The sequence below is a fragment of the Cyanobium sp. PCC 7001 genome (assembly GCF_000155635.1).
Classification (GTDB): Bacteria; Cyanobacteriota; Cyanobacteriia; order PCC-6307; family Cyanobiaceae; genus NIES-981.
This window is the reverse complement of sequence record NZ_DS990556.1, coordinates 447,921-459,923: the sequence shown is the minus strand read 5'-3', so window position 1 is coordinate 459,923 and position 12,003 is coordinate 447,921. Positions and strand designations below refer to the sequence as shown.

Here is a 12,003-nt window from a genome sequence, read left to right as displayed (position 1 = left end):
ACGAACACCGATCCCTGGGCGATCACGGCTGAGCCGGGGCGGGAGGCGGACAGACCTTGTTGGCGAAGTCACAGGCGTAGACAGCCGGCTTCTGCCAGCTCAGCGGGATCTCGAGCAGATCCCGGGGCCCGCTGATGCCCTGGGCCAGGAAGATCAACGCGGCAAGCGCGTTGGCGCTGATGTGCAGGCGCCGCCAGCGGAGGTGACGCAGGATTTCGGGGCGGGCCGCCACCGAGAAGAGCATCAGCCCGGTGAGGCCGATGCCACCCCAGAAGTGGGACTGCCAGAAGGCGGGATCGAGGGGGTTATCGCTGAGCCGCCACACCTCCGGCTGCATGCCCAGCCCGATCACGCCCGCCCAGCACAGAAGCGCGAAGGAGGCGCGGTAGATCGCTTCCCTGGAACGCCACAGAGCCACCAGCGCGGCCACGGTGCCGGCCAGCACCAGCAGCAGCAGGCCCGAGCGGCCCGGGGTCAGCTCGGACGGGGTCTTGGTGGCGATCACGACGGCGATGGCGATCAGCTCGATCGCCACGACGGCCGCCGCCAGCCAGCGGCCCAGATCGGCATGCTCCGCGCCCACCGTGGGGGGCAGCTTCACCTTCTCGACACGCCGCTGGCGCGTCTGGCTCGCAAGGCGGAGCACCATCCCGAGCAGGGGGTACACCAGCAGCACGGCAAGGGCGGGATGGAGCACCCAGAGCCAGTCGGTGGGGGTCATCGATGGGAAGCGGACGGAACCGGAGTGGCATCAACCTGTACAGGCTAGGAAGCTTTTCGGTTTGCCCCCTCCGCGCTGAGGCTTCCAGTACTCCCGCCCGACTCAGACCATCAGATCTTCGGCATCCACCTGCCTGCAGAGAAGCGCAGGGGCAGCTTGGCTCTACCCGCCCAGGCTGTCTGCGAAAAAGCCCGAGGAATTGGACAGTGGCTTGGAAGTTCATCAGCGCTGAGCGATCCCTTCAGGCCCACACACCACACCCGGATCTCCTCGTCTGATGGAGTTTGACTTGTCACCAGCTCCCTCTCCACACAGAGCCCCTTGTGAAGTGCCCTGACAGTCAACGGAAAGGCTTGGGTTCAATGCGAGGCAGGTGAGAGCGCCGGCCGATTTCGCGCAAGAAGCCGATCTCGACAAGAGTCCCAGGAAAGAAAGGCGGAAGACTGAAGCACAGGGTGGACGATGCAGCAAGCGGTATGAGAGTGGGGTTTTCTGGAGCGGACTCAGTACCCTCCGACAAAAGCCGAGCCCCAGGATTCCGGTGACCTTCCGATCGTTGTTCTCGGCAACCCCTGGCAGTTCCGCGACCTTTCGTCTGCTGCTTTTTCGCGCGCTCTTGGCCTATCTGGCGCGCTTTTTTCCCAGCCCGGATACCGACATAACCCCTCCGTCGGTGGCCATCACCTCCGCGCCACTCACCAACGACAGCACCCCCGTCATCAGCGGCACGGCTGAGGACGGCGCCCGGATCTCCCTCGTCATCGGGGGGGCCACCTACACCACCACCGCCAGCGGCGGCACCTGGAGCATCGACACCACCACCGCGCTTCCCGTCAGCGGTGCACTCGCCCTTGATGCCAATGGCAGCAACGCGATCTCCGTCACCGCCACCGACGCGGCGGGCAACATCTCGGCCCCCGTTCTGCTCGATCTGACCATCGACACCACCCCTCCGTCGGTGGCCATCACCTCCGCGCCACTCACCAACGACAGCACCCCCGTCATCAGCGGCACGGCTGAGGACGGCGCCCGGATCTCCCTCGTCATCGGGGGGGCCACCTACACCACCACCGCCAGCGGCGGCACCTGGAGCATCGACACCACCACCGCGCTTCCCGTCAGCGGTGCACTCGCCCTTGATGCCAATGGCAGCAACGCGATCTCCGTCACCGCCACCGACGCGGCGGGCAACATCTCGGCCCCCGTTCTGCTCGATCTGACCATCGACACCACCCCTCCGTCGGTGGCCATCACCTCCACGCCACTCACCAACGACAGCACCCCCGTCATCAGCGGCACGGCTGAGGACGGCGCCCGGATCTCCCTCGTCATCGGGGGGGCCACCTACACCACCACCGCCAGCGGCGGCACCTGGAGCATCGACACCACCACCGCGCTTCCCGTCAGCGGTGCACTCGCCCTTGATGCCAATGGCAGCAACGCGATCTCCGTCACCGCCACCGACGCGGCGGGCAACATCTCGGCCCCCGTTCTGCTCGATCTGACCATCGACACCACCCCTCCGTCGGTGGCCATCACCTCCGCGCCACTCACCAACGACAGCACCCCCGTCATCAGCGGCACGGCTGAGGACGGCGCCCGGATCTCCCTCGTCATCGGGGGGGCCACCTACACCACCACCGCCAGCGGCGGCACCTGGAGCATCGACACCACCACCGCGCTTCCCGTCAACGGTTCGCTGGAGCTGGGCTCAGTCAACACGGTTGTGGCTGTGGCGACCGATGCCGCCGGAAATGCATCGGGACCGGCGCAACAGGACCTACTCCTCTATTCGCCGGTTCAACTCGCGCAGATCACCGCCGGCAACGGTGGCTTTGTGATCAACGGCGAGGCGTCCTTCAACAACAGCGGCTACAGCGTCAGTTCTGCAGGGGATGTGAACGGGGACGGCCTGGCTGATCTTTTGATCGGTGCACCCTTCGCAGGGCCCTACTCCAATGGACGCTCCTACGTGGTCTATGGAAAGTCGGTCAATACCAACCCTGTCGAACTCGCAGACATTGCGGCTGGAATCGGTGGATTTGTCATTCTTGGCGAGCAGTCAGCTGATTTCTCCAGTGATGCCAGCGGCTGGAGTGTCGCCGGAGCCGGCGACGTGAATGGGGACGGGCTTGCCGATCTCCTAGTGGGCTCCTATGGCAACGATGCCAATGGCAACAATTCCGGGCGCTCCTATGTGGTGTTTGGAAAGTCTGACAACACCTCCTTCGTTGAACTCTCCACGATTGCTGGGGGAACTGGTGGTTTCGTCATCACGGGTGAGTCCGCCTACGACACCAGTGGCCGCAGCGTCAGCGCGGCGGGTGATGTCAACGGCGATGGCCTAGCCGACCTCATTATCGGCGCCAACAATGCCAAGCCCGATGGCGCGACTGTCACAGGCCGTACCTACGTGGTGTTTGGCACCTCCAGCACCGCTCCTGTCAGCCTCGCCCAAGTGGCGGAAGGAATCGGAGGCTTCGCGATCGATGGTGAGACGGCATACGACCAAAGTGGATTCAGTGTCTCCTCGGCGGGAGATGTCAATGGGGATGGACTGGCAGATCTCCTCGTGGGTGCCTACAGCGCCACCGGAAATGGCAGCGCTTCCGGGCGCTCCTATGTGATCTTCGGCTCCACCTCCGGCGCCTTCTATCAAACGGCCGTCGATCAGCTCGGGGGCAGCGGCGTTGACACCCTTCCCGGCACTGCCGCGGCTGAAACCCTCGCGGGTGGAGCCGATGATGACACCCTTACAGGTGATGGCGCCGATGTTCTGCTCGGTGGCGCCGGTGATGACACCTTCACCGTCACCAGTTCGATGATCACGGCGCTGCAGTCGCCCTTCGGCACTGGCGGCAACACCGAACAGCTGGGCCGTATCGATGGCGGCACAGGCTTCGACAGCATCAGCCTCGCTGTCTCCGGCCTAACGCTGGATCTCGCCGCCATCGCCAACCAGGGCGCCTCCACCCCGTTTTCGACCTCACGGCTCGAATCGATCGAGCGCATCGACCTCACCGGGAGCGGTGACAACACGCTCATCCTTTCCGTTGCCGCCATCCAGGATCTGGCCGGCTTCAACACGCTCAATAGCACCATGGCCGCCGGCCTCGGCTTCTCCAGTGAGACGTACAGCCTCCCGGCCACTGAGCAGCGGCATCAGATCATCGTCACGGGCAATGCCGGCGATGCCCTCAACCTCATGGATGGCACCTGGTCCTCCGCCGGCACCATCAACGGACCAGTGGGTCTCACTGGAGCTGGCAGCAGCTCCTACACGGTGTTCAACAGCAGCAGCGGCCTGGCCCAGCTGATTGTGGCCGCCGACGTGAGCGTGAACCAGCTGACCTCCCCCCTGGTGCTCGATCTCGATGGCGGAGGTATCACCACCACCGCCCTAGATCCAGCCGGCTCCCTGGTCTTCGATCTCAATGCCGATGGAACCCCGGAAGCCAGCGGCTGGATCGGTGCCGGCGAGGCCTTCCTGGCGCTCGACCGCGATGGCGACGGCCTGATCAGCTCGGGTGCTGAGTTGTTCGGCAACAGCACTCCCCTGCCCGGCGGCGGCACCGCCGCCCATGGCTTCGAGGCCCTGGCCAGCTTCGATGCCATCGCGCAGGGCGGCAACGGCGATGGCGCCATCGATGCCAACGATGCCGTGTTCAGCAGCCTGCGCACCTGGCGCGATCGCAACAGCGACGGGGTGAGCCAGAGCGATGAACTCACCGGCCTGGCCACAGAGGGCATCAGCCGCATCGGCCTGAGCTACAGCGTGGATCCGCGCCTCGATCAGGGCAACCTGATCCGGGAGGCGGGCAGCTTCACCGGCAGCGAGGGCAGCACCGGCCTGATCGCCGATGTGTGGCTGAGCACCAGCCCACTAGCCACCACTGCCTCCGGCAACCTCGATCCGATCACCGGGGAAACGCTCGGCGCCAATGCTGCACCCACCACCCTCGAAAGCAGCCCCCTGGCTCTCTCCACAGGCGAGGGCTTGAGCACCGCCAGTCCCGCCGGCGGTGGCAGCAGTGATCCGATCACCGGTGAGCCGCTCAGCAACGCCTCCCAGGCCAACCAGTCCCCCGAGCCCGCCACCATCGCTGCGGAGTCTCCCGGCCCAGCCGCCATGGAGAACGAGCCCATCGTCTTCACGCCGCCGCCGCCGGAAACCCTGCTGCCGCCTCCCGACAGCAGCAACTCCAATCCCCTCGATCCCAGCCTGATCGCCGCTGATCCGCTCAACCCCGCTCGGGCCTTGGCACTCTGAGCAGTCCCGCCAGGGCCGCCACCGTGAGCTGGGCGCCATACCCTCGAAAGCACTGCAGCGCCTGATGGTGCTGTTCCAGGCTCTCCGCCATGCAGGCATCCGTGAGACACACCATCCGATAGCCACGGTCAGCACCGTCCTTGACGGTGTGATCGATGCACTGGTCCGTGAGCAGCCCGATCACCACCAGCGTGTCGATCCCGATGTTGCGCAGCACGTAGTCGAGGGTGGTGGAGCTGAAGGGCGAGGAGGAACTCTTGGGGAGCACCAGTTCATCCCCCACCGGCGCCAGCGGAGGGATCACGCGGCTGGCCAGGGACCCGGGGGGAAACCCCATGCCGCAGCGCTTGTAGTCGGCACTGCGGTCGCGGCCATCGGCGGTGAGGTTGGCCATCACCGTGTGGATCACCTCGAGGCCGTGCTCGCGGGCCAGGGCGAGGGCGCGCTGTGCTGCCGGCAGGGTCTGGCGCGTGAACAGGGCGTCGAATCCCGGCCTGGTGCGGGGCTGGGCCCTGCCACAGGTGCCCTCCTGCAGATCCACCAGCAGCAGGGCGGTGTTCGGTGGCATGGGGACAGCCCATCCGGCTGACGCCATGCTGAAGCGTGCCTGCCACCGCCGCCATGGTTGCCAACGATGACCCGACGGCTGCCCAGCTGGCGGCGCTGGCGGAGCAGCTCTCCGGCCGCGGCCTCACGCGCCTGGCCGTGACCTGGGTCAACCATGCCGGCGCCACCCTGGTGAAGGTGGTGCCGGCCACGGCCCTGACCGCCGTGACCCGCCGGGGCGTGGGCTTCTCGCCGGTCTCCGATGCCTTCCGCAGCGACGGCGCCATCGATCCGGAGCACCGGCTGGCCCGCCCCGACGGTGACCTTCGGCTGGTGGCGGACCCGGCGAGTGTGTCGCCGCTGGAGCCTGCCAGCGGCTGGGCCTGGGCCGCAGGCATGCGCCGCTACCGCGACGGCCGCTCCTACGAGGCGGACCAGCGATGCTTCTGCCAGCGCCTGGAGAGCCGTCTGGCCGCCGATGGGGTGAGCCTGCAGGCCGGATTCGAGCTGGAGTGGATGGTGCTCGGCGGCCATGACGGACTGCAGCCCGCCGTGGCGGGCGGCCCCTACGGCGCCGACCGGCTGATGGAGGCTCTCGACTACGCCACGGCGCTCACCGAGGCCCTGGATGCGGCGGGACTGGCCTGGGAGCAGCTGCACCCGGAATATGGCCAGGGGCAGTTCGAACTCTCGCTGGCACCGGGATCGCCGCTGCAGGCTGCCGACAGGCTGGTGCTGGCCAGGCTTCTGATTCAGCGGGTGAGCCGCCGCTTCGGCTGGCGCTGCAGCTTCAGCCCCAAACCCTTCGCGGAGCAGGTGGGGAACGGCGGCCATCTGCATCTGAGCGTGCGCCGCCACGGCCAGCCGCTGCTGGAGGGGGGCGAGGGCCCCGGGGGACTTGGGCGGGAGGGCACCGCCCTGCTGGCCGTGCTGCTCCGGCACCTGCCCGCCCTGCTGCCCTTGGCCTGCAACAGCGCCGTGTCGTACCGGCGGCTGGCGCCGGGGACCTGGTCGGCGCCGTTCCAGGCCTGGGGGATCGAGAACCGCGAGGCGGCGTTGCGGCTGATCCCCGCCGAGGCCGACGGTGCCTCCGCCCACCTGGAGCTGAAGGTGGCAGATCTGAGCGCCAACCCCTACCTGCTGCTCGGCGCGGTGATGGCCGTGCTGGCTGAAGCGCCCGCCGACGTGCAGGAGAGCACGGCGTGGCCAGCGCTGCCCGAGCCGGTGGTAGGGGATCCGGCCCGCTCGGGCGAAGCCGCCCCTCCGCGGCTGCCAGCCACCCTCGCGGAGGCCAGCCAGGCCTTCGCCGCAAGCACCCTGCTGCGCCGGGCCCTGGGAGATCCGCTGCATGCCTCCCTGATCGATTCCCAGCAGGCGGAGATTCGCCGGGCCGAGGGACTGGGCGATGAAGCCCTGCTGGCGGCCAGCCGCTGGTGGCCCATCGTGGGGGGGCTCTAGGCCGGCCGGATCCCCATGCTGCAGTCGCTGCTGGCCATCGCCGGGCTCACGGCCGCTGGCTGGTGGCTGGCCAGCGCCACCGCCATCGGTCGCCAGCTGGGGGTGACCCTGCTGGTGCTGTTCCTGGGTCTGGTGGCCACCAACTTGCTGGGCTGGCGGCCGGAGCCGGCCGCCGAGGCGCTGGTGAACGGTCCGCTCACCTCGCTGGCGATCGCGCTGCTGCTGCTGGCGGTGGATCTGCGCCGGGTGTGGCCCGGCGCCCAGCGGCTGCTGCCGCCGTTCGCGGCTTCGGTGGTGGCCGCCGTGGTGGGCACCTCCCTGGGGGCACTGCTGCTGTGGAGAGCGCTTGGCAACGACCTGCCGGCCCTGAGCGGCCTGTTCACGGCAACCTTCAGCGGCGGCAGCCTCAACTTCGTGTCGGTGGCACGCACCCTGCGGCCGCCGGACAGCCTGCTCCTGGTGGCCACCGCCGCCGACCACGTGGTGTTCAGCCTCTGGTTTCTGATCTCCCTGGCGCTGGGACGGCGCACCGACGTCGGTCAGGCCGAACGGGCAGCCAGTCCTGTGGACGACCCGTTGACCCATCCGGAGCAGGCCCTGCTCAGCCGGGCGGGCGCCGTGGCTCTGCTGTGGGGCGTGGTGATCGTGGTGCTGAGCCAGGCCGCCACCGGGGTGCTGCAGCGCTGGTGGAGCGGCCTGCCCGGAATCCTGGTGCTCACCACCACCGCCCTGCTCGCGGCCCAGATCCCTGCGGTGGCACGGGCCCGTCTCAGCTACCCCCTCGGCCTGCTGCTGATCCAGCCCTTCTTCACGGTGATCGGGCTCAACTCGCCGGTGCAGGGACTGCTGGGGGAGGGGCGCTGGGTGCTGCTGCTAGCCGCCCTGGTGGTGGCGACGCAGGCCGTCTGCGTTCTGCTGCTCGGCCGGATCTGGCGATGGGGGCGGGCCGAGAGTCTGGTGGGCTGCCAGGCGGCGGTGGGGGGCCCCAGCACGGCCCTGGCCCTGGCCGGTGCCGTGCGCCGCCCCGATCTGGCCCTGCCGGGGGTGGCCATCGGGCTGCTCGGCTATCTGGTGGGCACCTATCTCGGACTGATCGTGGCGGCGGTGGTGGCGGCGCTGGTGGCGGGCCTGGGCTCGTAGAGCTCCGGCCGGCGGTCGTCGAGGTAGCGGGTGGCGGCTGGGTGCAGGGGTGGGTAATCGCCCGGCACGCAGTCGGCCACCAGCAGGGTGGGCTCGGGCCGGGCCGCCACCAGCAGGTCACCGTGCGGACCGGCCACGACGCTGTTGCCCAGATAGGCCGCCATCACCCGGCCGTTCACGGTCTCCTCGCCGCAACGGTTGGCATAGGCCACGAAGCAATCGTTCTGGATGGCATTCGCCGGGATGAGCGAACGCGACACGTCGGGATAGGGACGGTCGGTGTGCTCTCCGGTGCTGAGCATGGCCCAGGCATCGGCGGCTGTGGGGATCAGGATCAGGCGCGCCCCCTCCAGAGCCAGGCGGCGGCTTAGTTCCGGGAACTCGGCCTCGTAGCAGTTGAGCAGTCCCACGGGAACGCCGTTCACCGGTTGCACCGTGAAGGCGGACCCCTCCTCGTCCAGCAGGTAGCCGGGGCTCCAGCAGCGCTTCTCGTCCGGACCCCACAGGTGGGTCTTGCGGTAGTTGCGCAGCAGCGCTCCATCCCGGTCGAACAGGGCGATGGCGTCGTAGAAGCGCTCCTCACCCCCCACCTCCGCCCGTTCCGGATAGGGACAGGCGATCGCCAGGCCATGGCGGCGGGCGGCGGCGGCCACGCGGCCAAGGCTGGGACCATCCAGCGGCTCTGCCAGGGCCCTGGCCAGCGCAGGCGTGACGATGTAGCCGCTCAGGTACAGCTCCGGAAAGGCCAGCAGCTGCACCTGCTGGGCGGCAGCCAGCGCCGCCACCTGCTCCAGCCGCTGCAGGTTCTCCTCCAGCGCCTCGGGCGTGGCCGCGGTGCCGGTGCCCTGCCAGAGCGCCAGCCGCAGCCCCTCCCCCGGCTCAGGGGGCTGGGGGAGGACATAGGTCTGCAGGCGGTAGCGCTCGGGCATCGAGGGGGGGTCAGTCATGGTCAGTCTCCGCCGGGAATTGCGCTGGTGGGGCGGTTGGCCAGGCCCTGGCGCCGCTGCCAGACGGCGCTGGCCAGCAGGATCAGGGCCATGGCCCCATAGCCCGCCGCCCAGGACCTGCCCACGCCCCAGCCCAACTGCAACACCGTGTCAGCCTGGTCGAAGCGCCAGGCGTGGATCACTCCGAACCAGGACGCCAGTGCCGCCACGCCGGCACAGAGGGCGGCGGCCAGAAAGCGCTGCTCGATCACGTACACCAGCAGGGCCGAGAGCAGCATCGCCGTGATGATCAGGCCCTGCTCCAGGGCGAAGGCGCCACTGGCCCACACATCGGCCCGCTGCAGGGGCTCCAGCAGGGCCGGGCCGAAGGGTGCGGCCGCCGTGCCGGCGCCGCCGGCCCGCAACCCGGCCTTGAGCATCAGCGCCCCCCAGCCCGCCAGCCCAGGCAGAAGCCCGAGCACCACCGCCGGCGCATGGCGGCGCGGTGTGGCCTCGAAGGCCTGCGCCGCCATCACAACGCCCAGATAGAGCACGATCGCCATGCCGGCCTCGATCGGCACCAGCTGGCCGATCACCCCGAACGCTCCCAGCAGGCAGGCGGCGCCCATCAGCAGGCCGTTCACCCAGGAGTAGCCGATGCGCGCTCCCATCGCCTTCCAGCCGGGATGGCCGATGTAGATGGTGGTGGGGAAGCAGGAGCCGAACAGGGCCGCCGCCATGGTGCCCACCCCATTGATCAGCAGCGATTCCCGCACCGGATAGCGATCGCCTGCCGCCTCGGCGCTCTCCAGGTTCTGCAGGGAGCCGATCACGTTGAACAACCCCATGGGCACGATCACCCCCAGCCAGGGCAGCAGCTCACCGCGGGCCTCCCACAGGGCCTGCAGCTGAAGCACCGGCAGGTGCAGACCCAGCTGGGCGGTGGCCAGGCTCCAGGCGGCCGGCTCGATCCGCAGCAGCCCGCTGCTCCAGGCCAGTGCCATGCCCAGCAGCACCGCCACCAGACCGCCGGGCAGGGGCAGCCGCAGCCGGCCGAAGTACACCACCAGGATCACCGCCAGCACGGCCAGGCCCACCAGGGGCTGGGCATAGGTGCGCAGCAGAAAGCCCAGGGCGATGTAGCCCAGGGCAATGCCCGCCAGGGTGGAGAGCAGGGCGGCGCGGGGCAGCCAGCGGCGCAGCACCTGGGCCACGAAGGAGCCGCCCGTCTCGATCAGGCCCGAGCCCAGGCAGGCCATCAGCCCCGCCTGCCAGGAGAGGGTCACCGCCTGGGCCTCGGACAGGCCGGCCGCGAGGCCGGAGAGTTTCACGGGCAGCATCACCAGGAACATGTAAGCGAACAGGCTCACCGTGTTGATGCCGTAGGGCAGCGCGGTGCGCACTCCCCGGCCCTCCAGCCGGTCGAGGCGGTGCGCCTGGCGGGCATAGGCCAGGTTGCCCACCACCAGGCTGAGGCCCGTGGCCGGCAGGATCGTGCCGAACACCAGTCCATCCGGGTACCCGAGCAAGCCACGGCACAGCGCCAGGATCAGCAGGATCTGGATCAGGTTGTCGAGGGCGAGGCCCAGCAGCCCGTCCCAGTCGCCCCTCACCCACCAGCGCGGCTTGATCGGGGCCATGACAACCGGCTGGGGCGCCCCCCCAGAATGCCGCCAGAAGAGCCGGCGCCGGGAGTGGGCCGCAACCCGATGCCGATCAGCGCCAGGCCGATCATCGACGTGCGCCAGCTCAGCAAGCGCTACCGGGTGGCCGAGAAGCGCCCCGGGCTGGTGGGCACCTTCCAGCACCTGCTGCAGCGCCGCTACCGGGAGGTGTGCGCCGTGCAGGGCGTGAGCTTCGCGATCGAACCAGGGGAGATGGTGGGCTTCCTCGGCCCCAACGGTGCGGGCAAGACCACCACCCTCAAGATGCTCACCGGCCTGATCCACCCCAGCGGCGGCTCGGTGCGTGTGGCGGACTGCGTTCCCTTCGAGCGGCGCGAACGGTTCCTGCAGCAGATCACCCTGGTGATGGGCAACCGCCAGCAGCTGATCTGGGATCTGCCCGCCCTCGACTCCTTCCGGGTCAATGCGGCGGTGTACGGCATCGACAGCGCCACGGCCGAGCGCCGCATCGGCGAGCTGGCCGAGATGCTGGAACTGGGCCCGGAGCTGCGCCGCCCCGTGCGCAAGCTCTCCCTCGGCCAGCGGATGAAGGCCGAACTGCTGGCCGCCCTGCTCCACCGACCTGCCGTGCTCTTCCTCGATGAGCCCACCCTGGGGCTGGATGTGAATGCCCAGGCCCGCGTGCGCGACTTCCTGGACGACTACAACCGCCGCACCGGCGCCACGGTGCTGCTCACCAGCCACTACATGGGCGACATCACGGCCCTGTGCGAACGGGTGCTGCTGATCCATGAGGGCCAGCTCTTCCACGATGGTCCGCTGGCCCGCCTCACCCAGGACCTGGCCCCCCACCGGGAGGTGCGGCTGGAGCTGGAGGAGCTGCAGCCGGCCGGCAGCTTCGCGGCCTATGGCCTGGTGGATGCGCACCAGGGCCACCACGTGCGGCTGCGCATCCGGCGCGAGCAGCTCACCGAACGGGTGGCGTCCCTGCTGAGTGCCTTCGCCATCAGCGATCTGGAGGTGAGTGATCCACCCATCGAGCAGCTGATCGGCGACCTCTTCCGCCGAGAGGATCGCCAGGCCCAGGGCACGCCATGAGCCCCACCGTCACGAGGACCGTCGCCAGGGCCGTCAGCAGGGCGGGCAGGATCGCCCGGGTGCTGCTGGAAACCCAGTACGCCTACATGCTCGAGTACCGCGCCGAGATCGCCCTGTGGGTGCTCTCGGGGGTGCTGCCCCTGATCATGCTCGGCGTGTGGAGCGGTTCGGGCGCCTCCGAGGCCGCCGGGCTCAGCCCGGTGCAGCTGCGCCGCTACT

General features: G+C 69.1%; 8 protein-coding genes and 1 pseudogene. 5 read left to right on the top strand and 4 right to left on the bottom strand.

Features of this window, described 5'->3' with window-relative positions; genetic code table 11:
- Window positions 1–22: 22 nt before the first annotated feature.
- Window positions 23–721, bottom strand: a complete 699-nt coding sequence (locus CPCC7001_RS02245) for a DUF4079 domain-containing protein (protein ID WP_006910649.1) — start codon at window positions 719–721, stop codon at window positions 23–25.
- 673 nt (window positions 722–1,394) lie between these two features.
- Here CPCC7001_RS02245 and CPCC7001_RS13920 point away from each other — a divergent pair.
- Window positions 1,395–4,991, top strand: coding sequence for an S-layer family protein (locus CPCC7001_RS13920; protein WP_050757036.1), 3,597 nt, complete (start codon window positions 1,395–1,397; stop codon window positions 4,989–4,991).
- On the opposite strand, the gene CPCC7001_RS02235 is transcribed toward CPCC7001_RS13920, so the two are convergent.
- Complete coding sequence (locus tag CPCC7001_RS02235; RefSeq protein ID WP_006910331.1) at window positions 4,963–5,559, bottom strand: cysteine hydrolase family protein; 597 nt, start codon at window positions 5,557–5,559, stop codon at window positions 4,963–4,965. The genes CPCC7001_RS13920 and CPCC7001_RS02235 overlap by 29 nt on opposite strands.
- 35 nt (window positions 5,560–5,594) lie before the next feature.
- Here CPCC7001_RS02235 and CPCC7001_RS02230 point away from each other — a divergent pair, with 35 nt between their 5' ends.
- Window positions 5,595–6,995: a glutamine synthetase family protein gene (locus CPCC7001_RS02230; protein ID WP_006911546.1), complete on the top strand. Its 1,401-nt coding sequence runs from the start codon at window positions 5,595–5,597 to the stop codon at window positions 6,993–6,995.
- Between the two features lie 15 nt (window positions 6,996–7,010).
- Entirely contained in the window at window positions 7,011–8,135 is a 1,125-nt protein-coding gene (locus CPCC7001_RS02225) for a DUF819 family protein (RefSeq protein WP_006911111.1), read from the top strand.
- On the opposite strand, the gene CPCC7001_RS02220 is transcribed toward CPCC7001_RS02225, so the two are convergent.
- Both CPCC7001_RS02220 and CPCC7001_RS02215 read right to left on the bottom strand, forming a co-directional pair.
- Window positions 8,075–9,082, bottom strand: a complete 1,008-nt coding sequence (locus CPCC7001_RS02220) for a carbon-nitrogen hydrolase family protein (protein WP_225867148.1) — start codon at window positions 9,080–9,082, stop codon at window positions 8,075–8,077. The two genes, CPCC7001_RS02225 and CPCC7001_RS02220, sit on opposite strands and share 61 nt — an antisense overlap.
- Before the next feature lie 2 nt (window positions 9,083–9,084).
- Window positions 9,085–10,701 carry a hypothetical protein gene (locus tag CPCC7001_RS02215; RefSeq protein ID WP_006909743.1) on the bottom strand — a complete coding sequence of 539 codons (1,617 nt, stop codon included), beginning with the start codon at window positions 10,699–10,701 and terminating at the stop codon, window positions 9,085–9,087.
- A gap of 69 nt (window positions 10,702–10,770) precedes the next feature.
- Here CPCC7001_RS02215 and CPCC7001_RS02210 point away from each other — a divergent pair, with 69 nt between their 5' ends.
- Window positions 10,771–11,784 (top strand): ATP-binding cassette domain-containing protein, encoded by a 1,014-nt coding sequence (locus tag CPCC7001_RS02210; protein WP_198006501.1) that lies wholly within the window; start codon window positions 10,771–10,773, stop codon window positions 11,782–11,784.
- Window positions 11,781–12,003 (top strand): annotated as a pseudogene (locus CPCC7001_RS02205) (hypothetical protein); the annotation flags it as partial. The gene CPCC7001_RS02210 and the pseudogene CPCC7001_RS02205, both read left to right, overlap by 4 nt.

Coding starts and splice junctions, on each gene's coding strand:
- CPCC7001_RS02245 (WP_006910649.1), bottom strand. CDS start 721: ATGACCCCCACCGACTGGCTCTGGGTGCTCCATCCCGCCCTTGCCGTG.
- CPCC7001_RS02235 (WP_006910331.1), bottom strand. CDS start 5,559: ATGCCACCGAACACCGCCCTGCTGCTGGTGGATCTGCAGGAGGGCACC.
- CPCC7001_RS02225 (WP_006911111.1), top strand. CDS start 7,011: ATGCTGCAGTCGCTGCTGGCCATCGCCGGGCTCACGGCCGCTGGCTGG.
- CPCC7001_RS02220 (WP_225867148.1), bottom strand. CDS start 9,082: ATGACTGACCCCCCCTCGATGCCCGAGCGCTACCGCCTGCAGACCTAT.
- CPCC7001_RS02215 (WP_006909743.1), bottom strand. CDS start 10,701: ATGGCCCCGATCAAGCCGCGCTGGTGGGTGAGGGGCGACTGGGACGGG.
- CPCC7001_RS02210 (WP_198006501.1), top strand. CDS start 10,771: ATGCCGATCAGCGCCAGGCCGATCATCGACGTGCGCCAGCTCAGCAAG.